At 40.0% G+C, this 24,011-nt stretch carries 12 protein-coding genes; 3 read left to right on the plus strand and 9 right to left on the minus strand.

Features of this window, described 5'->3' with window-relative positions; translation table 11 throughout:
- Positions 1-374 precede the first annotated feature (374 nt).
- The 6 genes from GTQ43_RS02985 to GTQ43_RS03010 all read right to left on the minus strand — a co-directional run bounded on the left by GTQ43_RS02985 (position 375) and on the right by GTQ43_RS03010 (position 7,907).
- Positions 375-1,511, minus strand: coding sequence for an AIR synthase related protein (locus tag GTQ43_RS02985; RefSeq protein WP_265270568.1), 1,137 nt, complete (start codon positions 1,509-1,511; stop codon positions 375-377).
- 88 nt (positions 1,512-1,599) lie between these two features.
- A complete protein-coding gene (locus GTQ43_RS02990) occupies positions 1,600-1,806 on the minus strand; it encodes a hypothetical protein (RefSeq protein ID WP_012412689.1) in 207 nt (68 codons plus the stop codon).
- A gap of 387 nt (positions 1,807-2,193) precedes the next feature.
- A complete protein-coding gene (locus tag GTQ43_RS02995) occupies positions 2,194-2,796 on the minus strand; it encodes a superoxide dismutase (RefSeq protein WP_265270574.1) in 603 nt (200 codons plus the stop codon).
- Positions 2,797-3,578: 782 nt separating this feature from the next.
- Positions 3,579-4,820 carry a bifunctional ornithine acetyltransferase/N-acetylglutamate synthase gene (gene argJ / locus GTQ43_RS03000; RefSeq protein WP_265270576.1) on the minus strand — a complete coding sequence of 414 codons (1,242 nt, stop codon included), beginning with the start codon at positions 4,818-4,820 and terminating at the stop codon, positions 3,579-3,581.
- Positions 4,821-5,402: 582 nt separating this feature from the next.
- Positions 5,403-6,878, minus strand: a complete 1,476-nt coding sequence (gatB, locus tag GTQ43_RS03005) for an Asp-tRNA(Asn)/Glu-tRNA(Gln) amidotransferase subunit GatB (protein WP_265270578.1) — start codon at positions 6,876-6,878, stop codon at positions 5,403-5,405.
- A 540-nt stretch (positions 6,879-7,418) separates the two neighbouring features.
- Positions 7,419-7,907, minus strand: coding sequence for a hypothetical protein (locus GTQ43_RS03010; protein WP_265270579.1), 489 nt, complete (start codon positions 7,905-7,907; stop codon positions 7,419-7,421).
- Between the two features lie 163 nt (positions 7,908-8,070).
- Here GTQ43_RS03010 and GTQ43_RS03015 point away from each other — a divergent pair, with 163 nt between their 5' ends.
- The 3 genes from GTQ43_RS03015 to GTQ43_RS03025 all read left to right on the plus strand — a co-directional run bounded on the left by GTQ43_RS03015 (position 8,071) and on the right by GTQ43_RS03025 (position 13,248).
- A complete protein-coding gene (locus tag GTQ43_RS03015) occupies positions 8,071-9,960 on the plus strand; it encodes a serine/threonine protein kinase (protein ID WP_265270581.1) in 1,890 nt (629 codons plus the stop codon).
- A 447-nt stretch (positions 9,961-10,407) separates the two neighbouring features.
- On the plus strand, positions 10,408-12,294 hold the full coding sequence (locus tag GTQ43_RS03020) for a CHASE2 domain-containing protein (protein ID WP_265270583.1): 1,887 nt from the start codon (positions 10,408-10,410) through the stop codon (positions 12,292-12,294).
- A gap of 18 nt (positions 12,295-12,312) precedes the next feature.
- Entirely contained in the window at positions 12,313-13,248 is a 936-nt protein-coding gene (locus GTQ43_RS03025) for a DUF928 domain-containing protein (RefSeq protein WP_265270585.1), read from the plus strand.
- Between the two features lie 535 nt (positions 13,249-13,783).
- Here GTQ43_RS03025 and GTQ43_RS03030 read toward each other — a convergent pair.
- The 3 genes from GTQ43_RS03030 to GTQ43_RS03040 form a co-directional block, all read right to left on the minus strand.
- A complete protein-coding gene (locus tag GTQ43_RS03030; RefSeq protein ID WP_265270587.1) occupies positions 13,784-16,708 on the minus strand; it encodes a CHAT domain-containing protein in 2,925 nt (974 codons plus the stop codon).
- Between the two features lie 91 nt (positions 16,709-16,799).
- Positions 16,800-18,692, minus strand: coding sequence for a ShlB/FhaC/HecB family hemolysin secretion/activation protein (locus tag GTQ43_RS03035; RefSeq protein WP_265270589.1), 1,893 nt, complete (start codon positions 18,690-18,692; stop codon positions 16,800-16,802).
- 22 nt (positions 18,693-18,714) lie between these two features.
- A complete protein-coding gene (locus GTQ43_RS03040) occupies positions 18,715-23,451 on the minus strand; it encodes a filamentous hemagglutinin N-terminal domain-containing protein (protein ID WP_265270592.1) in 4,737 nt (1,578 codons plus the stop codon).
- Positions 23,452-24,011: the final 560 nt, after the last annotated feature.

Consider the following 24,011-nt stretch of genomic DNA (forward strand, 5'->3'; position numbering starts at 1 on the left):
CTACTTTCTCAGCTTTTTCAGCAAATTTTTCAATATGTTAAGACTACGTTAGCAAATCTTAACCTCAGTAGTCATGGGTAATTTGCACTACTTTAAACGTAAGTGGTAAAAAATATTGCATATAAAATTTTATAAATACACCTATACTAATTGTGCTAGATGGCTTATTTTGAAAGGATCAGGAGAATATTTATCTCTAATCGGTCTAAGATTTAAATATATATCACGTATTAAAAAATATATATATCTCAGTAATTACTCTAATTTTATTTAATCCAGCTATGATTTTAGCTTAGGCGTAATCCAATCCAGGCATCGTATGAGTGAGTTTATAAATAATAGCTCGCAGAAAACTAGCGATCGCTTGCGGCTAATTATACTCCCCGCGCAATCCCAAAAGAATCTCCCTTTAACGTCACCCCAAGCGGTTCTACCACTACCTCGCGGTTGAGAGATGCTTCAACTCTGCCGGCAATCACAGCCGTTAGCTGATGTTCCCTTGCAAGGATGACAATCCTCTCTGCATCCTGCTCCGATTCTGTATAGAATGCAAATCCGGCTCCGTAATTGAATACAGAAAGCATCGTCTCTGCCCCACCCTCAAGATGACCCTCGACAAATGTAAATATCTCCGGCACTGGGAGCATTGTTTCAATAACATATCGAAGCGGCTTCACCGACCGCATCAGCTTCTGCCAACCATGACCTGTGATATTTTCCATTGCAGTGGGGCGAATTCCTTCGCCAAGCACCGCCTGTACAAGTGGCGTATAGAGATATGATGCTGCATTCATTGCTTCCCAAAACTCCTGCCCACTCGGAAGTTTTGTTCTATAACCATCAGGAAGAGACTCAGCAAGTTTTCGCAGTGGGGTAAACCCGTTCTCATGGGGCCCAGAACTCTCGACAAGAACAATGGTGTTTCCGGCATTCAGACACGAGCTATCAATGGGAGCGACACCAGGCGGCATAACCCCAAAAACCGAACCTGCAATATCGAGCCGACCTGAAATCATCTTAGTTTTTAATTGAGGAGTTTCCCCTGAGATATAAACACACCCTACTCGTTTGCACCCCTCAACGACTCCATCCAGAAACCCATCAAGGAAGGCGGGGGTAAAAATTGTTTCAGGAGTACTTGATGGTAGATAAAGACCAAGAAGTAGAGTCTGCATTCCTGATGTTGCTGCATCGTTTGTCAGACACGAGATAATCTTGATCCCGATGTTCCACCAAAATCGCCGAAGTTCTTCTTCGGAAAGGTCGTCAGGACGGGTATCATCTGCGGTTCCCAGTCCTTCAGGGACAAGCGTTAGAAAAAGTTCTGGAGCGCCCGCTTGAATAAATGGAGCGAGGTTGAAGCTGAAAGCGTTTGCACTTGCTCCAAGACCTGATGCGGGAACAGTACCATAGGCGCTTGCAAAGGTAAGTGTACGTTTTGCGGCATCGATGAAGCGTCTTTTTGCGGCATCGAGAGTATCGTAATCGACTTGATCGAGAGCTTGAGCCATTAGGTTGCGTTTTAAGTTAGGAGTAGAGACGCGATTAATCGCGTCTGTGCAAGAGTTATAAAGTTAGGAAAACTCATAACTCCTCACTTTAAAATACCTCATCTTCAATACCGCGCCACCATTCACCTAAATTCATCAAGTCTTGGTAAATATCTTCTAATTCTTTGGTGTAGACATCATTTGTAAGGGTGGCTCGACGCTCTTGCAATTTCTTGAGGCGCAGTTGTACCAATACCCAAGGTTTAGTAATGCTATTCGTTGCTTCGATGTATTGTGCTAGTTCTTTGCTATCCATAATGTTTTATATTTTCAGGACTTACACGCTGTACAAAAGAATCATTTTGTGTATAAGGTAAATATTTGGTTTCAGGTTTTTATTAATCATTTTTTGATGGTAATATAGATCCGCGCTGTAGGGGCAATTCATGAATTGCCCCTACAACAAATGGTTTTTAAAATAATCCATATTTGGTCTTTTCTGTCAATCCATAAGTCCTAATTTTGATTTTCATGCCACTACTTTTATTCAGACAATGCCCGTCCCACTGCTGAAAAACAGAAAAGAGAGAAATTAAAAAGAATTTCTCCCTTTTTCTGGTGGGCTTTTTGCTTCAACTTTTGTAAATTAACTTATGGAGCAGCTTACTAAGAGGCATCGCACTCAGTTCAAACCAGCAATTAATTAAGCTTTAGCCAAGTTTTCAGCAGCAAAGTCCCAGTTGGCCAAGTTATCTAAGAAATTCTTGATGAATGCTGGACGGGCATTTCTATAGTCAATGTAGTATGCGTGTTCCCAAACATCCAAGGTTAGGAGTGCCTTTTTACCATGAGCTAGAGGGTTTTCTGCATTTGGTGTTTTGATCACCTTTAGCGTACCACCATCATCAATCAGCCAAGACCAGCCGCTGCCAAATTGAGTTGCAGCCGCGTTAGAGAACTCTTCCTTAAATTTGTCGAAGCTGCCAAAATCTTTATCAATCTTGGCTGCGAGATCGCCGGTGGGTGTACCACCACCATTTGGTTTCAAGGAATTCCAGAAGAAGGTGTGGTTCCAAACTTGAGCAGCGTTGTTAAAGATTCCCACCTTAGAGGAGTCTTGGAAGGAAATTTTGATTACTTCTTCCAAAGACTTATTAGCAAGTTCTGTACCTTCAGTCAGCTTGTTGAGGTTGTCTACATAAGCTTTGTGATGCTTGCCGTAGTGATACTCGAAAGTTTCAGCTTTCATGCCATTTGGCTCTAAAGCATTAATGTCGAAGGGTAGCGGGGCCTGTACAAATGCCATTGTGTCAAATCCTCTCTTTACCGGTTTCTAGTTTTAAGCTATTGCAGATGCTTGGAAAATTAACAGCTTTTATTTTTAAGGTTTTATGTCTTTAATGATGGAACATAAAACTTAACATCGTTATTCTACTACCAAAGTGAAGATGAAAACAAAGTACTTCGGTGATAAGTCAAATCGCTAGGAATTCATGGTTATAAATAAAAATGGCTAATATCTCGTAGCTAAAGACCAATAATTAACTAGCATTTAGCAATTAAAGTTTTCATGCTTCTACCTTTAGTAATATTAATTGCATTCTCAAGAATCAGTCGGAAGCGAGATGATTAAATATAAATTTAGTGGTTTTTAGGAAAATAACCCTGGGGCTAACAGAAAGAAAGTTTTTAACACTAGAAATTTTCGGCTTTTGGGGTTTTATCGATGTGCGATCGCAAAACACATCTCCAAAATCTAAAATAGTATATTTTATAGTAATTAGGACTTACCCATTGACATTAGAATTGGCAGTTTTTAGTAGCCCTAAACGATCTATGTCTTGAACTTCTATTTCTATGTCCGTTGTCATCTTAGTTACTTTAGATACACTTATTTTTTGGGTTTAAATAAATATTTTATAATTTTACCTGCTGAATGTGGGTTATATAGCAATCCTATTTCATTTGCTCTCGACTAAAAAGCTCAGATCCCCGACTTCTTCAAGAAGTCGGGGATCTTTTTGTTCGTAACTTTTGCACAAATAATTAGTTATGGTTTTCTCAACCTAGTAAATAGACGTGATAAGTTTACGTAGTGTATTCGGCGTTAATCCTTACGTAGTCGTAACTCAAATCACAACCCCAAGCTTTACCCACACCATTACCATTACCAACGTTAACGGAGATTAATACGGTATCTTGTTGGAGATAAGTACTTGTCGCTGCTTTTTTCAAATAAGCACTCGCTGCTGCACGATCAAAAGTTAAGGGTTGCCCGTTTTCTAACATTAAGAAATTCCCTAGCTTAATTTGCAGGTTTTCTTGCTCAAAGGGTATACCTGCACGTCCGGCGGCGGCAGCGATACGTCCCCAGTTTGGATCGCGTCCAAAAATTGCAGATTTAACTAAGGATGAACCAGCGATAGTTTTGGCTATTTGTCTGGCTGAGAGTTCATCATGGGCCCCTGTTACTTCTACTTCAATTAGACAGGTTGCGCCTTCACCATCACGAGCGATCGCTCTAGCTAAATGCTGACAAACTGCTGTTAACATGGCCTCTAATTTCTCTGCCTCTGCGCCCCATTCTATAATTGCTGGGGTGCGAGATTGACCATTTGCCAAGGCGATTAAGCTGTCGTTGGTGCTGGTATCACCATCCACGGTAATGGAATTAAAGCTTCTATCTGCTGCCCTTGCTAACATTTGTTGCCAAAGAGCTGGCGAAACTACAGCATCACAAGTAACAAATGCCAACATGGTTGCCATGTTGGGGTGAATCATGCCCGAACCTTTGGCAATGCCGCCAATTCGTACTGGACGCTCGTTTATAGTTGTCTCTAGGGCAATGGATTTTGTTACCAAATCTGTAGTGATAATCGCTCCGGCAGCGGCATCTGAACCTGTTTCTGAGAGTGCTGCTACTACTTTGGGAATCCCGCTTCGCAAAGCATCCATCTTAATTCTTTGACCGATCACGCCAGTGGAAGCTAATAAGACAGATTCAGACGGGATGTTCAATGCTTGGGCTATTGCTAGGGCAGATTCTAGGGCATCAAACCAGCCTTGATTACCTGTAGCGGCGTTTGCTTGTCCAGCGTTGCAGAGGATGGCGCGAGCGCTATGTTTGGCTTGCAAACGTTGGCGACAATAGTCTACACAGGCAGCTTTAACTTGACTGGTGGTGAATACACCAGCTGCGATCGCTTCCACCTCTGAGAATATCAATGCTAAATCCGGCAATCCCGAAGGTTTCAACCCTGCGGTAATTCCCGCCGCCTGATACCCTCTTGGTGCTGTGACACCACCTGTTATTTCTTGCCAATCTGCCATTTTTTTCCTTACAACTATCAGGTTGGATAGGTCAATTTGTGCTTGTACAGACGCGATGAATCGCGTCTGTACAGGAATTAGGAATTGAGGGAAGTTCCTAATTCCCTTTGTGAATTTATTTGCTGATGGCAATAATAATGCACCTGTTGGCGATTAGCATAATTGTTTTTACCTTTCTTATGACGAAAGACAAATACGAAAAAGGAGGATCGCTCAAGTGGCTTTCTGGATCGTTACGGTGCATCTTTCATCTCACACCATATCATTTGTTGCCTAAGAGTTAATACTTATCTATTCAGATTATTTCTAAAATTTTAATGAAGCTACTCCGTAAATACCGCAAGCATAAAATAAAAAAGAGAGCTACTTAGGCAGCTCTCCAGATCATCAGGGTGCATCTACTTAGCACACTATATCATTTTAGGTATGCGGGTAGTCACCAGTTTTTATATGAAGATTCTATGAAGAAACACCGAGAAAATACTTATTTGGGCATTGGGAAGAAACTTGTTAAATAATTCCCCGTGTCTCCCTCGTCTCCCTTGTCTCCCTTGTCTCCCTGCCCCCTGCCTTAACAGACTACTAGGCGTTCAGTTTCTTTTCCACCAATTCATTAGTCAGCTTAGGATCGGCACGTTTAGCTGTCTTTTTCAGAACTTGTCCGACAAAGAAGCCTTTGAGATTGGTGTTACCATTGCGATATTTTTCTAGTTCTTTGGGATTAGCGGCTATGACTTCATCAACGATGGGTTCTAGTACACTAGGATCTGCGATCAACTCAAGACCTGCAAAGGCTTTTTCAGGAGAAATCCCATTGAGCAAGTCTGGCAACTTTTCTTTAGCTTGAGCATTGCTAATTTTGCCAGTTTCAATGCGAGTAATGATATCAGCTAAATTGCTGGGAGTCAGCCCGATTTGAGTGATAGTGAGTTTTTGCTTATTAAGGTAGGCGGCGATATCTTGAGTAATCCAGTTTGCAGCAGCTTTAGCATTCGCTCCAGATGCGATCGCAGTTTCAAAATATTCCGTTACTGGACGATCTTCTGTCAATACTCGCGCATCATAAGCTGAAAGCCCCAACTCATTTTCATAATGATGGCGTTTTTGGGCTGGTAATTCTGGTAATTCGCTATGCCATTGCTCTAATTGGGCATCTGTCACCTCAATTGGTGCTAAATCTGGTTCGGGGAAGTAGCGGTAATCACTAGAACCTTCTTTAATCCGCATACTACTTGTGCGTTGAGCGCCTTCTTCCCACAGCCGAGTTTCTTGAATGATGCGATCGCCCGCTTCGATTGCGGCAATTTGGCGCTCAATTTCGTAGTCAATCGCTCGTTGGATGGCGCTAAAGGAGTTCATGTTTTTAATTTCTACCTTGGTACCAAATTCCTTCCGTCCCACTGGACGCACAGAAATATTGACATCGCAGCGCAGAGATCCTTCTTGCATATTGCCGTCACTCACACCGAGATACCGGACAATGCGGCGCAACTCTTCAGCATATTCAGCAGCTTCTAATCCAGAACGCAAGTCAGGTTCCGAGACAATTTCGACTAACGGTATACCTGCGCGATTGTAGTCTACCAGAGAATAGGAAGAACCAGAAAGGCGATCGCTACCTGCATGTACCAATTTTCCTGCATCTTCTTCCATGTGCAGACGTGTGATCCCAATACGTTTGCGAGTCGGATTCCCCTCAGCATCTACCAATTCTATTTCTAACCAACCATGTTCTGCGATCGGTAGATCGTATTGTGAAATTTGGTAATTTTTGGGTAAATCAGGATAAAAATACTGTTTCCGGTCAAACTTACTATATCTAGCAATTTGACAATTCAGTGCCAAACCAGCTTTAACAGCGTATTCTAATACTTTTTCATTGAGTACAGGTAAAACCCCAGGTAAACCCATACAAACCGGGTCAATGTTAGTATTTGGTTCAGCACCAAATGCCGTAGAGCTATTAGAGAAAATTTTGGTGTTGGTACTCAACTGACAATGGGTTTCTAGACCAATAATCGCTTCATACTCAGTTTTTACAGTTGTAGCAGTCGTCATAATATCACTAATTTCGGCATAATCCTTGTAGTGGTACTATTGTAACGGCGGATTGAGTTGTCCTGAAGACGGTTATTTGGGTGAGTAATGCTTACCCTGATGGGCTTGAAAAGGAAGGTGCAAACCTTAAGATGAAGAAAATCTTTGCAAAATATTTCCCCTTATTAAGATTTACTTGGCCATTGAGACGCTTCCTTTAACTTCTAGGACTTACGCAAGAACTCTCTGAAACTCTTATTTCTCCGTGTCGCGCCAGTTGCTACAAGTCGGGGAACCGCAAGGGCGCACTGGCTTCTCTGCGTCCTCTGCGGTATGCCTCCGGCACGCTACGCGAACGATATTCCGTTACCTGTGCGTAAAGTCCTAAACTCAATACAGTTCAGTTAAACATTTTTTTCTTCTCTCTGTGTCGCGCCAGTTGCTTCTCCCAAGGGTAGACGCTGCGCGCTGCGCGAACAAATTGGGGAAGCCGCTCCGTGTCTACGTTAAAAAAACTGAATTTGACAAAGAGTTTTAGCCTTAACCCAAGCGTATTGCCCTTTAACTCTCTGGCAAACTTGCAAACGCTTGCTTGACTAACTCTTTGGCTTTAGCATCCAAACGTAGCCAATCCACTTCACCTAGTTCATCAATTAAACTAGCATCAATATCAGCAACTTCCTTTTGTGGGGTGTATTCAACAAAACACACTTGATAACATACTTCCCACAAATCGATACTCGCTTCTTGCTGTTGACGCTGCAAACGTAGATGATATCCTGGATGGGGCATCGGCAAACGAGCCAGAGTCACTTTGATTTCATCTGCTTCTTGGGGTGTTGCAGTTTCCATTGCTTGCAACAGTTCAGTCACTAATGCTTTGATTTCATCAGTGGTATTCGGCGGCCAAATCAGGACATCGTGGTAAGTTCCTGTCCAGGAAGATTCATCAAGGGACTTGCGGATATTGTCGATAACACGAATGAAAGCAGGTTGCATGAGGATTTCAGCCTGCTGCCATGCAACTGGATTTGTTATTTTAGGTGGCATTGGTAATAAACAGGGGCACTAAAAGAAAAATAAACAGTCTGCGTTTATTAAAAAGCTGCGTTTTTAATCTAAATCTTTTCTCAAGATAGCGGATTTCATTGAAGAAAATTTGGAGATATTTATTACTAGCTGGAAAATTAGGTAAGAACTCTGGGGAGGGAATATGATCGGCAAGCTACTAGACCATCGATACCAAGTAATTCGAGTCCTCGCGATGGGAGGATTTGGTCAAACCTACATTGCCCAAGATACTAGGCGGCCTGGGAACCCCATCTGCGTTGTCAAACACCTCAAACCCGGAACTGACCCCAGAGTTTTTGATACTGCTAAACGCCTGTTCAACAGCGAAGCCGAAACCTTAGAAAAATTGGGCAACCATGACCAGATACCCAGGTTACTAGCGTACTTTGACGAAAACCAGGAGTTTTATTTAGTCCAAGAATATATTGAAGGACATACTCTAGCCGAGGAACTCATATCTGGTAAGGATTGGAATGAAACCCAAGTAATTCAAATGTTACAGGAAGTTCTGGAAATTCTCGAATTTGTCCATCGTCAAGGTGTGATTCACCGCGACATCAAACCGGATAATATCATCCGCCGCGCCTCAGATAATAAGTTAGTTTTAGTGGATTTTGGGGCAGTGAAGCAACTGCGGACACAGATGGTAACAGTGGGCGGACAACCTTCGCCCACTGTGGTTATTGGTACTCCTGGCTATATGCCCACAGAACAAGGGCAAGGTAAACCCCGTCCCAACAGCGATATTTATTCCCTTGGCATCATCGCCATTCAAGCATTAACAGGATTACAGCCAACAGAATTGCAAGAAGATCCGGAAACGGGGGAAATAATTTGGCAGCAATCAGTAACCGTAAATCATCAACTGGCAGCAGTGTTGTCCAAAATGGTGCGTTATCACTTCAAAGACCGTTACCAAAGTACCACGGAAGCACTGCAAGCATGTCAAGAAGTGATGAATCCTATCCCTGCACTTTCCAAACCTCAAGAATCCACCAAATCCCAGCCTCAAGTATCTCGGCTGCGAACGGTTGCAGTTGCACCAGCAAATCCTGTCAAACCTGCGCCTAAAGACTCTAGTAAATCCGACCCGTGGCCAATATTAATTGGCATATTATTGGCTGGTGGTGCGGCTGCCTTAGTAGCAAATGTATATCCAAATGTCAAAAATTTAGCTTCTAATTTTACAGGTAATGATACTGCCTTAGCAAACAAATGCGCGGCTGTTATTGTAGGAAATTCTAATATCCGTTCTGAACCTAGTTCAATAAATTCTGATAATGTTTTGCAAACAGTTGCTGATAATACCAGTTTCGAGGTAACTGGCAAGCAAACAAGACGAGGTTGGATAGAAGTTAAACTTAAATCTGGTCGTTTGGCTTGGGCCCACTCGGATGTAATCGTCAATAATGAAGAATGGGGTTCTTGTCTGCGCGAAAAAGGCATTGCAACTAAAATTGTAGACGATAGCACCGTGATTGCGACTCGACCGACTCCCAAGGCAAAAGCAAAATCTAGGGATGTAGTAACTCCATTACTAGAATTGCCGAAGGGGTCAAATTCTGAAGCTGAGAAATTGCAGCCTGATGATAACAGTGCCAATATTATAGAACAAGCAAAAAAGAAGTATGATTCAGGAGATATAGTCGGAGCGATCGCACTTTTAAGGTCGATTCCGGCAAATGCTGCTTCTGGTATCCAAGAGACAGGCAAAATGATTACTCAGTGGCAGCAAGATTGGACTAAGGCCGAGGCGTTGTCTAATGAGATCAACAAAGCGCTGGATGATGGTAAATGGGATAAAGTTTTAGATTATAGAAACCATCCAGAAAAATTGCCTAATACTCAATACTGGCGAAACAAAATAGAACCATTATTTAAACAAGCAGCCGAAAATCTGGCAAAACAGGCACTCACTAAACTAGAAAATCAAGGTAATCAGAAGAGTACCCAACAGAAAGTTCCCCATACTAAGCAACCTCCTACTCAAGAGAGTCCTATTACCACAGAAACTCCCAAAAGCGGCTTTTAACAGTTGTTTGTGAGTATAAATATTTACCCTGTTACCAGCCTCTGTCCATTAGTGACAACTTAAAGCGATCGCTCCTTAGCGATCGCACTGATAAGAAAAAGCTTTTTTAGGTTTACAAAATATAAAAAAAGATATCAAATATCTAGCTGAACTGGTAGGATTTTCTGGAATCCACTTCTGTGCATTTGGAGCTTTGTAAAGATTGTAAATAGCACTATTCATTAAACTATTATCTGTAGCAACGAATAATAGCTTACGTTCTTTGTGTACTTTAGTTAATAAACTAACCAAAGATGATAACCAGGTAAATATTTAACTATAAATAAAAAGAGTAATGTTCTCACCAAAATATTTTAGGGATCAAACTTGAGATATATCTTCTATTTTTACAAAAAAGGTGTCATTGAAGTGATACAAAATGCAGACTTTACATAAGATAAAAAATTTATGTCAATTGAAATTTTCTTTTACTATTCTGCTAATCCAGAAGATGAAAAACTGAGGAAAGAACTTACTAAGCAATTGAATCTTATTAAGGATAAAAGAGTAATTAATTACTATTATTCAAGAGATATCAGTGCAGGAACAGATAAAAAAAAGATTGAAGAACGTTTAAAATCAGCTAATATGGTTGTTGTGCTGATAAGTCCCGATCTTTGGGATTTAGAAAAGGCTCAAAACGATCCTTCTGAGGAAGATTATCAACAACTGCAACAACAGATTATAGAAAAGCATACACAAGATGCAGTTCCTGTTATTCCTGTTCTGCTTCGACCATGCGAATGGTATTTAGGTGATTTCAAGAATTTCCAACCTCTTCCTAAAGGTAAAGATGCATCTGATGATTGGAGATTTGTCACAACATCAGGAAATTTAGATCAAGTATTAGCAGAGGTTGCTAAAGGGATCATAGAGGCTGTTCAAGAAATTTCCGGGCTAAATGAAGACAAAAAGTTACCTAAAAAAATTCCTGGTACACAAGAAAAGCCTCAAGATGAAAGCCTAAATAAACGAATTAAAAGACGGTTTAAGTCCATTGATTGGTATGGTGTTCGTAATGTTGTTACCAGCAGTATGTCAATAAGTTTCTTAGTAATACTTGTGCGTTTTTTGGGAGTGATTGAGCCATCAGAACTATGGTTGTTCGATAATATGATGAGATTTAAACCACCTGAAGATCCAGATAAAAATATATTAATTATTCAAGTTACTCCAGAAGATATACGCAAGCAGGGTTCAGAACAACGGCAAGGTTCTTTAACGGATGCTACTTTATTTAAAATCTTAAATACACTACTAAATAATTCTCAAAATATCCGGCCAAAAGTTATTGGTTTGGATATTCATCGTGATTTTGAAACTAATAAAGATACAGGATTATCTAAACTTTTAATAGATAACAAAAATAATAATATTTTCGGCGTTTGTTATGTAGGTGATAAAACTCAACAAAATCCTGATGGAATAAAACCACCACCTGAATTTATCAATCAAAGACTAGGCTTTAGTGATTTATTGCCAGATAAAGATAGTATTGTTCGTCGTCATCTTTTAATCATGGACAAGAGTCTTAACTCATCTTTTTGTAGATCCAAGCCTGACAATGTACCTATCACAAATGCCTTTAGTCTAGAATTAGCCTTACACTTTTTAAACCAGTCTGAAAACCCATTACTGAATAATGAAAGGTCTTTAAAAATCGGTAACACTCTCTTCAATTCAATTTACGCTGACTACCGGGGTGGCTACTCGATGTCCACTGATTTAAATGGATATCAAATACTACTAAACTACCGGATATCTTGCATAAATGGTGATACTTGCTCTCCTGAAAATGCTGCTAAAAAAGTTAGCATTGCAGACGTTAGTCAGCCTGATTTTATTGAAAGATATAAAGACTTCGTAAAAGACAAAATTGTTTTAATTGGAGTAACAGACTCTACTTATGAAGCTCCTTGGACTACTCCTTTGTATTCTAAAAGCCACCGACAAATACCAGGGGTAATTATTCAAGCGCAAATGGTCAGCCAAATTATAAGTGCAGTTTCAGATAAACGACCTTTGTTACAAGTTTGGTCTATATGGTCAGAGATGTCTTGGATTTTTGCTTGGTCTTTAATTGGAGGAACTTTCTTTCAAATTTATCGCCGAAACCAAAAGTTAACAGCGTTGGGGATAATAATATTTTTTAGTTTACCACTTGGTTGCTATGTGATGTTTATTTTTACTATGTTTTGGATACCTTGTATACCTCCTATTCTAAGCTTTTCTAGTACAGGAATTATGGTATTATTTTTAAAGTTAAGATTAGCAAATTCTCAAAAATCTTCTTAATTTATTAAACTATTAGCTATGTTTAAATGTTGCTCACTTCCGGCATGGTGCTTCAAAGCCATTATTAGTACAATTCTAGCGATCGCTCTTTTAATTAGCTATCCTTTACCAGTTTTAGCACAACAAGATGAGAGAAACATTATTCAAGTTTTTATAGAAGCAGTAGAGACTGTAGTCAAAGGGCGATCGCAGCGAAAAGAACTGAAAGCCCCTAATGGTCGTCCACGAGGAGGAGCAGGTAGAGGCCGCTGTTCTTCCTTGATATCTTTAGACAATAATGAAATCCCACTGACTGCTTTTGCTCCTACAATACAAGAACAATCTTCACCATCTAAGTTAGATAATGTTTCACCATATTCACCATATAAGGTAGATATTGTTTGGGGACAGACAATCGAAGAGTATCCAACCTTCTGGTTTTACCTTCCTTATGTGTATAACAAATCAGAACTCGAGTATGGAAAATTTGTTTTACTAGATAAAGAAAAAAATATTATTGCCGGGCCAATTTTGGTAAAAATGCCTAATGGTAATAATCCTAGTATTGCAAAATTTACTCTTCCAAGAAATGTGAAACCTTTAGAGGTTAATCAAGAGTACAACTGGTATTTTTCAGTTCTTTGTAATCCTCTAAAGGCATCACGAAATCCAGGAGTCACAGGCTGGATTAAAAGAATTAAATTACCGATTTTACCACCAGAAAGTAGTTCATACTACGTTAAACAGGGAATTTTGTATGATGCCGTAACACGTTTATTCCAAAATCAAAAATCTGAAATAGAATTACAAAAAGACCGGGTTGCTCTCATCAAGTATTTTTTAAAAGATGTAATAGAAAAACCAGAGAAAGAAGATAAAGTAAATGAAGAGGAAAAGTTAAATAAAATAGCAAATGACATCGCAAGCTTTCCTATCCAGGAACTAATTCCTTATTCTGGCTCAATACAAAATTAGAAACGAATATGGTTCAGTTAAGCATTTCTTTGTTCTCTCTGCGTTCTTGGCGGTTCGTTAAAAAAATTGAATTTGAGAAAGAGTTTTAGCCTTAACTGAACCGTATTGGAAACTATAGCGTTACTATTTGATTTTTGAAAAAATCTAAGAGGATGTTTTAAAAGTAGTTAGCTGTGACTTTAATCGAATTATTACCCCCCTTAATCCCCCCTTATAAAGGGGGGAAACCGGAAATCTAGTTCCCTCCCCTTTATAAGGGGAGGGTTAGGGTGGGGTAAAAAAATATTTGATACATCAATCATGACTTTTAAAACATCCTCTAAGTGTTTGTCGGGTATGTTAGACGGAATATCGTAACACACCAAGAGCTTGAGATGGTGCGTTATATCATGTCCGGTTAAACACTTGTCATTGCGTACTCTGTTGGAGAACCCAAAGGGTACGGAGTAAAACATAAGTCCTTCGGACACGCTTCGCGAACGCAGAGTCCTGGTGATCTCAATGACATATCGTAAGTAATTTGGCGGACATGATATTAGAGCCAATTGCCAAGTAAGATGTAGGATGCCCAATATCTTGGATGCTCACGACCTGGTAAATCTTTGAGTTGTTTTTGAGCTTGTTGTAATGCTTGAGCTTTTGTGATAATCTTCGGGTCAATTAACTTCCGATAAAATCTCTCAGTAAAATCAACACTGATTTCATCATCCAATGTCCATAGTGAAGCAACAGCACTGCGGGCACCAGCTCGAACCCCTACACCAGAAATCCCTAAAGTTGCTCGCTTATCGCCAGTAGCAGTTTCACAAGCACTCAGTACAAGTAATTCGATAGGTTCAGGCTGTCTCTGAGCTTGCTTGCGGAATATATTACCAATTTGATTGATATTAATTAAGCCATTACTAGCTAAAAGAAATGTTTTTTCAGGATTAGAACTAAACTCGCCGTGTGTAGCTAAATGGATAACTGTAAAAGCAAAAGTATTTATTTCATTTTTGAACTCGTCTATTTTGAAATTAGCATTAATCAGCTTATCAACTGAAAAACCGGAATTAGGTAATTCTTCAATTGCATCTATTTCCTTTTTGACATAATTTAATTTCGGATATTTTATTTTGTTTGTTACCGAGCCTTTTTCTTCTTCTTGTTCTTTTAACCCCGCCGCCAAAATCTTGAGTCCTTTACCTTTGATGGCTTGGGGTTTGGGAATCTCCAACCTTGGAGCTAGTGCTAACGCATAGTCGTCAATTAAATATCTAGTTTTTTCTTCTTTTTCATCATAATCAACTACTAGTGCAGCTAAAGGAATATTCCGTAAATTAGTATCTAAGGCGAATACTAATGTGTCAATTTTTTGATCTTTAATATATTTTTCTGCCCCTTGTACTAGCCATTTATATAGCAAATTAGCTTCTTTTTTCAGATCTTTAAATGTATATTCTTCTTCTAAGTCAGTTTGCAACTTTCTGAGTAGAGCATTAAAAGTATATTCATCCGGTTCTATCTGCAAATTCAAATCTTTGATTTGTTTTTCGACTGTAGGCTGGTCTATTTGAGTACTATAGTGTTCTAAATTTGATATACTTTTGTTTGTTGATTTTCCTGTGGTTTTAACTTTTGCATTTGTATTGTCAGGTAACTTGAGGATGACTTCAATTCTCTCATTTACAAGAATTGGATACAAAAAAGCTGTTCTTACGGGTTGTTGATCGACAATTTCATCAATTTTTTCTAAATTAAATTCTGGACAGGATAGACGTAAAAAGTTTTCTAATTCTACCGCTTGCAAAGAAGAGATAACTTCTCGTGCTTTCGATCGGTTTTTTTGCTCAGGATTACTATCCCATAAAAGCAACTCAACATAATCTCGATAAACGCTTTCGATATCATCTTGAAAAGAGAATTGAGCATCAGGATTACCCGCTACTAACTCTCTCCGAAGAGATTGCAAAGTTAGATATGCTTTTTGATAAAATTGGCTAGCATTATCGAAGTTTTGCGAGCCTTCTGTTTTCATCTCTTTGTTTTGGGCTTGTATCCTTGTTGGAAGTTGAAATTTGTAAATTCTACCTAACTGCCACTCCCACAAATAGTCAATATCTGATGGTGATGATGGAATAGATAAAGATTGAGAAAGAAACAAAGCTTGCTTTGTATTTTCTCTAGCTAAGTCCCATTGTTGGCGTTTTTCAGATAGCTCACCTAGATATCCATAACCATAGGATTCGGCTCTCAAATCACCTATATTTTTAGCTTGTTGAATTGTATTTGTGAGAAATTGTTCTATTTTGAGATTAGGGGCATCAATACGAATTAAACTTTTAGCAAAATTAAGCCTAATAAAAAGTGTTGCATGAGTAACGGGTAATTGCCCTATTTGCTGTTGAAGAGTGTCTATTTGCTGAGAGGGAATTTGCCAGCTTCCTTGTGCTAGCTGCTGAACTATATCATACAAGTTATTATTTATTGTTTCAGTATTAAGATTTTTTACTATATTTGGTTTATAGAGATTTAACTGCCATTCATCACATCTAACCCTTCCAAAAGAACTACGATAAATATTACTAAATTTCTGGAATACAGTATCTTTTGCTTGAGTTTCCTTACTCATTTCTTTGCTCCAGCTAATTAAATCTAATACAAGGCTCAAACGATTAAGCTGCGCCTGTAGTTTTGTTAATTCTGAAGAGTTAGATAGTTGGTCTTTATAGCTGATAATTTGTTGATATATACTATCTGCAACATTGCTATATGTAAACGCACAATTCAGATTTTCTACTTGTTGACTACGACTATAAAAATCCTGTTCTCTGTTACTCAATGTGCGTATAGTATTACCTAAATCTAACCATACCGCTTCTGTTTGTTGTGGGAAAACGCTAGCATTGTTAGCTAAAACCACTAAAATTTTATATGATAAATCTAGCTCACCAAGTCCTCTAAAGACGTTACCAAGTATACGCAAGCCAGCATATCTAGCAGGACTTTTTAACAATGATATTATTGCTTCTGGTCTTGTAAATTTATCTTTAAACTGGTTATATTTTTCTTGATCTTGTACTTGTAATATACAATCTTTTATTCCATAAATTTGTAATAAAGTATTACAAGCTCTTGGGTATAATCCCATCTCTTGTTCTGCTAATGCTTGGTTGATCTGATTGTTAACCGCTTCTTCTTCATTATTAACTTTACGATAGGCGGTAACAGCATTTTTCCAACAATCTATTGCGTCTTCAAAACGAGCAATTTGATAATTATATTTGCCTCGCAAGCTTAGATCTTCGGGACTAATATTTGCTGTTGCTGAACAACTTAATTCCTGATTTTTATGTTGTCCTATTTGTGGTTGAACACCGATGACTTTTGAGGATGTCAACGCCGGAATAGTAAAAGCTGAAAATAGTCCTAGAAGGGCTAATAATATGACAGTAATTATTTTTTTGGATAACTTTTGCATAGGAGAAGTATCTTGTGTACTCAGTTCAATTTAGTTGACTAATTGTCTCGTTTGTCTGGTTCTAGCAATAAATACTTAACTCAATCTAATATCAAAAGAGGCTCCATAATAAAGAAAAATAAATTCCTTGTTCTTGTAAAGTTTTTTTATCAGAATCAACAGATACTAGAGGAATACCCCAATCAAAGCGGGCATCAATGCGATCGCTCATCTGAAAACGCAAACCTAATCCTGCCGACACCAGAGGATTTGGGTTGGGATCTGAACCCTCAAAGTTATTCCAGGCTGTACCCACATCGACAAAAGGTATAACTTGTAACAAGCCTTGTATTTCTGGAAAGGTTTTAATTGGTAAACGGACTTCTGCGGAACCAAAAAATCCGTTATCTGCAAGTAAAGCATCTTGACGAAAGCCTCTAACACTGGCTTGACCTCCAAGACGAAATTGCTCTAGAGATACAAGTCGTCGATCTGCTAATTGCAAGTCACCTCGAAGTACTAACAATGTATTTTTGGCTAAAAGACGTACCCATTGAGCCTGTCCTCTCCAAGCAAAAAAGCGGCTGTCAGGGCTAGATTCGTTAATTGTGGCTCCCAAGACATCGAGTCCTAGACTGAACTGAGAACGGAGTGCAAAAACAGAGCGATCGCCACGATCAGTCCATTCTTGAAAAAAGCGCAGTGCAGAAATACGAGTCCGTCCTTCATCATCGGCTCCTGGTGAAATTGGAAAAGGCCCTATATTATCAAGTCCAATAAAAGTTTGAGTTTGTTGATAAGATAAGGCTAATCCCAAGGCCAATTCTTGCCGAGGATTGCGAATCACTGGATGGCGCAGTGTCAACTGGTAATTCTCAGAATTAGAATAAATATCTAGCTTATTAAAAGGTTTTTCAATGACATTACTCCAACCCCTCCCATAGTTGAAAGTCAAGGTAGTTTCTTCAGAAGTCAAAGGTAAGGCATAACTTAGATTTACTTCATTACTACCATCAGTGTTGGCGTAAGAAACACTCAACTCGTCTCCCATCCCCAAAAGATTTGCCTCTTGCAACTGAGCAGTACGTTGGAAACTACCGACACTAGGAGAACGATTGTTATCAAGGAGGATTTGGGTATGAAAGGTTTTGGCTTCTTCTACCCGAACGACGAGCAAGTTCTGACCAACACGAGTACCAGCAGCTAACTCCGCCGACAAATTTTCGATGCGGGGGTTAAGTTGTAGTAGTTGTAGTGCTTCTAATAACTTCTCACGATTGAGGGGCTTTTTATTTGCCCTTGATAAGCGACTGCGAATATAGTCTTTACTTAACCGCCGATTACCAATAACTTGGATATCTTCTAAAGTCCCCTCCAGTATTTCTATAGTTACCGCACCAGCTTGGGGTAGAGGTGGTAGTTTTTGTTCTGGGATCAGTGCGCCAGAAGTGATATAGCCATTACACAAATAAAGCTGAGTAATGGCAGAACGTGCCTCTAGCAACTGGGAAAACGTGAGTTCAACCGGTGAGTCACTTTCACTTCTTGGCAGTTTTCGCAAAGGAGGCTGTTTATCTAAATGTTTTAATCTGTCACATTTTGCTTCCTCACTTAATAAATCAGAGTTTTCTTCAAAAAGAAAAACTTCAATTGCTTGGAGTAATTTTTCCTCATTTTTGAAGACTGAACTACCTGTAAATTTGAACTTATTTACTAATAACTTAATCGGTACATCTGGATCTGATCGCTGTGGGAGATTAGGAGGAGGAGTAAAAGGTAACAGGTTATCTGGAGAAGGGGGTGGAGAAGGAATTGTAGACGGTTGGGGAGGTGAAGATGGTGGAGGTAAGACATCTTGAGGAGGAGGCAAATTTTGCGGTAGGTTGACCTGTGCAAGCAAGTCGTCTCTGGGGACTTGAACTACAGCCATAGCAAATGCTTTCATTTGTATAGGTAGGCTGAACCCTAGAATCGCTAGTGTGACTAAAAATTTAAGCTGATGCATATTCCCAAAATAACCAAAATATTTATTGCCCATTGCAACTGTTTAATCTCTGCCAAGGTGTATGAGAAGTGAGAGTAGAGGGATGAGCAGTCAAAATAATCTCTCCTCCAGACCCAATTTCTACGCCTTGGGCTTCTCGTAGGGGTAGTGGGATGGAGGTAGTCTGTTCGCCAGAGGTATTTGCAGCACTTCCTAGAAAGGTATCAGTACTGAGAGCAGAATTAGGACTAGATGGTAATCCTCCGCGTCCAGTGACTATAAAACTATTAGCTGCTCCCTGCACACCCACTCGACAACTTTGGGCAATCAATTTAGAAGAATCACCTAAATCTTCTGGTAACTGAATTGTTCCGCGTGTGGGGTCTATATTGGGTGCATTGATTTCTACAATTCCCCCTCCATTGGGGTTTGTCAGCGAGTTTGCAGTGGCATCGTTAGTTGGTAGTAATTGAGGATTTAGGTTTGCTGCTGTGGTGCCGGGCGGGAATTGGCGCTTCAAGTCTAGAAAACTTAGGGTATCTATGTTTACAGCACCAAGAGCAGTGATTGTGACTTTGCCACCAAAGTCTTTGAAAGCATCAGCTGCAATGTCGTTGTTTCGGCGAAAACCTGCAATCACAAAACCTTGAGGGTAATTGATATTGATTTTGCCGCCATTCCCCGGTTGCCCTTCCTTACCCGCAGTGGTGGAAATGAGACTATTATGACGCAGCAGTAGTAAGGTTCCTTCTTCCAAAGTTATATTACCCCCATTACCACCACCGGATTCAGCAATCAACTTTCCATTGTTGTCCAAAAACACAATAGGCGCGTTAACTTTGATATCACCTGCTGTACTTGCTGACCTTTGAGAACGAACAAACAAGCCTGTCTCAACCCCAGAATTTCCATTAACATTTACCCGCCTACCAGCATTGATAGTAATCGTACCTGCTGCTCCACCGTTAGAGGTTGTTTCAGCGATCAGTTTCCCCCCATTGATGGCCTCAACTCTATTGGCGTTAATGGTAATACTGCCCGCTTGTTGAGCATTATTAGTACTTGCAATTAACGCAGCACCATCTGATATGCGGAAAAGATTGGGTCGTATTTCACTTCCTATAGTGATATCGCCACCAGATCCTATAGAACCGGGTTCTGCGGAAGTGAATAATGCGCTAGAGCTTCCAGAAATATTGACAGAATCAGAAGCATTAATTATGATTTTACCTGCATTACCCCGTCCCCTAGTGAGGGCTTGCATCTGAGCGCCATTGCGAACAAAGAGGGAGCCGGTTTTGATGTTGATGTCCCCACCTTGACCCGTTATAGCTCTTTCTGTAGGAGTTTCAACTGTAGCGAAGGCAAAACCTCCATCAAAGGTAACTTGGTCGCTAGCCTTAATAATTAAATTACCTGCTTTTCCTTGTGCGAAAGTGCTAGTAATCAATCGAGCAAAGTTAGTTACAGAAAGTGAGTCAGTTGTAATGTCTATTTTGCCGCCATTATTTGTCCCTTCTGCTGATGCTTCTACTGTGCTTAAGATTGCACTGGGAACGATCAGGTTGACATCGTTATTAGGGTTAAGACTGCCAAATAAATTACTAAAATCATTAATCCCTTGACCATCAATAGAAATGCTCTTACTGGCTTCAGTGTTATAGCCCTTGATAATTATGTTACCAGCCGAACCCCTAATGTTAGGACTCGGACTTTGCCCAGAGACGCTGGTAGCCAATAGACTCCCATTTTTTAGGGAAAACGAATCAGTGCTAAGAATTATGTCACCCCCGCTACCCCTACCAGCAGATCGACCGCGATCTGCTTTGCGGACATTAGTGATTAAAGAAGCACCGTTATCAACAATGATTGTGGGTGCTGTGATGTTAACTTTTCCGCCGTTACCGACCGATCCCGATCCTATCTCACTAAAAACGACACTATTATTCACAGCAACTTTATTGGTTGCTATGATATTCACAGATCCAGCCTGTGCAAATCCTCCGTTTCTATCCCTTCCTTTTCCATTGAGGATGCTGGCAGCTACTATCGCCCCATCTTTGATATCAACTGATGATGCTTGAATGGTGAGCAAACCGCCATCTCCTATCCCATCTCCTATCACATCGCTTCCCACGGTAGCGAAGCCATTAATTGAACGCCCAGCGATAGTAACCGTGTCTCTGGCTGTAATTTTTACACTGCCTGCATTTCCTTCTCCTCTACCAGCATTGCTGCTCAATACTTGAGAGGCCTTTGTAACCGAAACCGACCCATTTGTGGCATCAATATTTATATTACCTGCGTCGATGTTACCTACATTTATTACATTTGTGCTAGAGTCTACGACTGAGTTGCTAATATCAATATTTCCCTGTTGAGAAGTAATACTAATATCTCCGGCTCGACGAGTTATATTTGGCGCTGGCGCAGGTAAATTTTGTAGGGTTTGGGCACTCACTGTACTGTCTGTAATAGACACTTGACCGCCAGCTTCAATATTAATTCTTCCAAAATATCCATTAGTGAGAATAGTCTCTTGTCCAGAATTTCTACTTCCAGTCCCTGTGATTTCTACATTGCCTTGAGGAGCAAAAATATTAATATCTCCTGCAAAATCTGAACCATTGTTACTAGCTTCTAGTTGAACTTTATCTAGAAAAACAGAGCCTTGTGATGATTCAAGTGTGATATCGCTGAAATTTTCTGGATTACCAGTATTACTAGTGTTGGAAGCTTCTATATTACCAGAGTGAATATCACCGATCGCTTGAAGAGTAACATTTCCAGCAATCTCACTGCTTCTTGATAGTATTTTGCCACCTCTAGTATCGATACCTCCTTCACTGATAATATTGATATCTCCACCCCTGCCATTACCTGTACCAGTAATGATGCCAGCAACCTTCACATCTCCTCTAGCATCTATCGTGACTGGATTACCGTAAGCACGAATTGAGAAGGAACCTAAACCAAGGGCTATTGGATCTGTAATTCCATTGGTAATTTGAATGGAACCAGTGGATAGGTTGTTAGGCTGATATTGATTGGTTAAAAATATTTGACCGTTAACTCTTGTGTTAACAATACTTCCTATTTCTATATTTGCGCTTGTTGGCTCATTGTCACTTCTATTAAAATTGGTAATTTCATTGCGATTCGGTATTCCTGTCAGTTGAGATACTGGAATGAGACTGCCCTCAATTGGAGTACCCGCGATCGCATCTGCACGTACACCCGCTCGAATATCTAAAGTTGGAGAAATTGTGCCATTAATTTCTACCGTTGTTGTATCTGATAATGGTACTGTCTGAATAAGTGCATTTGCATCTGCACCTGTAATTTCAACATTGCCGTTGATTTTCACACTCCCACCAGCGAGGATATGCAGCGAACCTCCTGTGTAGCTGTCAAAACTTACATCTCCAGCCGCTCGAATAATCGGATCGTAAGGACTGAACAAACCTCCTAAACTTCCATCTAGTTGCTCAATCCGAAAATTACCACCAGCCCAATAATGAGCATCGCCTCCCACAGTGTTAGCCGATCGCAACACCATATCCCTTCCCGAAACAAGCCCACTGGAGGAATTATTCAAGGCAAAAATATCAACTCCTTGTCTACCCTGAACTAATAAATTTCCTCCAGCTTGGGCGACAAAGGGATTTGCCTCACTATCTCGTATCCGCACTGTATCTCCTGCTAGCAGGTTTAAATCCCCATTTGTACCAATCTGACTCTCAACTAGAGTTAAGTTATGATGCGCTGTGAGTGTTGCTGTCTGGGCTGTAATATTTTTGGCTACGACATCGCCATCTACTACAGGTAAGCCAGAACCTGATAACTCTACCTGTCCGTTGTTATTGACTGTCAACCCTAGACGCGATCGCTCATCAATGCTTGTCAGTAATTTAGTCAGAGAAGCTGAATTCCCAGCCCCTAACGCTGATGAAGTATCAATATTTTGAAATTGTCCTGTTGAACTCAAATTTACAACACTACCACTTGGTACGGCTGCAACTGCAATTTGTCCTTCTGATGCTGACAATTGTCCTGTGCTAGCAACTGTACCTCCCAACAGTGTGAGGTTTTGCTTTGTTGAGAGATTCCCCAAGTTAGCGATCGCACTTGGCTGTTTTTGGTTAAATTGCACTCCCAAAGGCACTGATACAGATAGCAATGGTGGGGCTGTCGGATTACTAGCACTAAACTCTTTCCCATTCCCAAAATTAAAACTATTGCCTGTACTACCTAAAAATGAACCATTCAAATCTAACGATGCATTGGGGCCAAAAATAATTCCGTTGGGGTTGAGCAAGAACAAATTAGCATTCCCCAGAACACCCAGTTTTCCATAGATATTGGAGGCATTAGTCCCTGTCACCCGACTAAAAATATTTTCAATTCCAGATGGGTTGCTGAAATAGCCTCCTCTCCCTTCGCCAATACTAAATTCCTGAAAACTATGAAATAAAGCTGAACCGCGAATCGCCCCACCATCTATGCGATCGCTTTGCACACCTTTGATATCAACATTGGGTGTAACAATGGAACTTTCTTTGCCGAGTGTGCGATCTGGAACAATTTGAGCTATGGTGCTATGCCCAGAAACAATAACTCCGCTAGTTGTGGCTAGAGGAATCAATATTTGCCAAAATTTAAATCTATTAATCCTGCGATCGCCTAAATCACGCCTAACTATACTTTCTGATTGAATGCTTAGAACACTCCAAAATCTGTATAATGCCTGCAAAATACTCCATTCTTCCGTGATTTTCATAGGTAGAACTATAATATGGGCGCATAAATTTTCTCACTGCAAGCATTGCCAGAAAAAGATTAATTCTGTACAAATCTCTCCCCAACTGGAAACTGTCAGCTTGCCAATTAATCAAAATCGAAGCTGATAAATTTTTGTATTATATTATCTGGGAAATTTTACAAATTTTTCCGATTATGAATAGATTTGGAGTTTCCCGAAAACTAATCAGGTTGTTTTTTCCGTAACTTTACGGATGCTATCATGGACTTCTTCAATAATCAAGCAGCAAATAGTAGCAGCAATAGTAAATTTTTATAGCAGAATAGTACATACAAACTAAACTTCACCTAACCTTACGTCTTTGTTATAAATGCGAGGTTAATGAAAAAGATAGTTGCGTTGGAGGCATATCTGTAGAAGAATTGCGATCGCTTACCCAAATAGACATCTCCGAAAATAGAATGTAGAGATGCGATATACGCGTCTCTAGAAAGGTTCTGCATAACGCATATTTAATTTCTGTAGATGTCTAATGACTTGCATTAAGAGTACTCCAAGTAAAAAAATGCCCAATTGTC

The sequence above is a fragment of the Nostoc sp. KVJ3 genome (genome assembly GCF_026127265.1).
GTDB lineage: Bacteria > Cyanobacteriota > Cyanobacteriia > Cyanobacteriales > Nostocaceae > Nostoc.

What these genes read in the sequence shown, in the direction of transcription:
- GTQ43_RS03025 (WP_265270585.1), top strand. Translation starts at nt 12,313, where the DNA reads ATGTTTAAATGTTGCTCACTTCCGGCATGGTGCTTCAAAGCCATTATT.
- GTQ43_RS03020 (WP_265270583.1), top strand. Translation starts at nt 10,408, where the DNA reads ATGTCAATTGAAATTTTCTTTTACTATTCTGCTAATCCAGAAGATGAA.
- GTQ43_RS03035 (WP_265270589.1), bottom strand. Translation starts at nt 18,692, where the DNA reads ATGCATCAGCTTAAATTTTTAGTCACACTAGCGATTCTAGGGTTCAGC.
- GTQ43_RS03010 (WP_265270579.1), bottom strand. Translation starts at nt 7,907, where the DNA reads ATGCCACCTAAAATAACAAATCCAGTTGCATGGCAGCAGGCTGAAATC.
- gatB (WP_265270578.1), bottom strand. Translation starts at nt 6,878, where the DNA reads ATGACGACTGCTACAACTGTAAAAACTGAGTATGAAGCGATTATTGGT.
- GTQ43_RS02990 (WP_012412689.1), bottom strand. Translation starts at nt 1,806, where the DNA reads ATGGATAGCAAAGAACTAGCACAATACATCGAAGCAACGAATAGCATT.
- GTQ43_RS03040 (WP_265270592.1), bottom strand. Translation starts at nt 23,451, where the DNA reads ATGAAAATCACGGAAGAATGGAGTATTTTGCAGGCATTATACAGATTT.
- GTQ43_RS03015 (WP_265270581.1), top strand. Translation starts at nt 8,071, where the DNA reads ATGATCGGCAAGCTACTAGACCATCGATACCAAGTAATTCGAGTCCTC.
- GTQ43_RS02985 (WP_265270568.1), bottom strand. Translation starts at nt 1,511, where the DNA reads ATGGCTCAAGCTCTCGATCAAGTCGATTACGATACTCTCGATGCCGCA.
- GTQ43_RS02995 (WP_265270574.1), bottom strand. Translation starts at nt 2,796, where the DNA reads ATGGCATTTGTACAGGCCCCGCTACCCTTCGACATTAATGCTTTAGAG.
- GTQ43_RS03030 (WP_265270587.1), bottom strand. Translation starts at nt 16,708, where the DNA reads ATGCAAAAGTTATCCAAAAAAATAATTACTGTCATATTATTAGCCCTT.
- argJ (WP_265270576.1), bottom strand. Translation starts at nt 4,820, where the DNA reads ATGGCAGATTGGCAAGAAATAACAGGTGGTGTCACAGCACCAAGAGGG.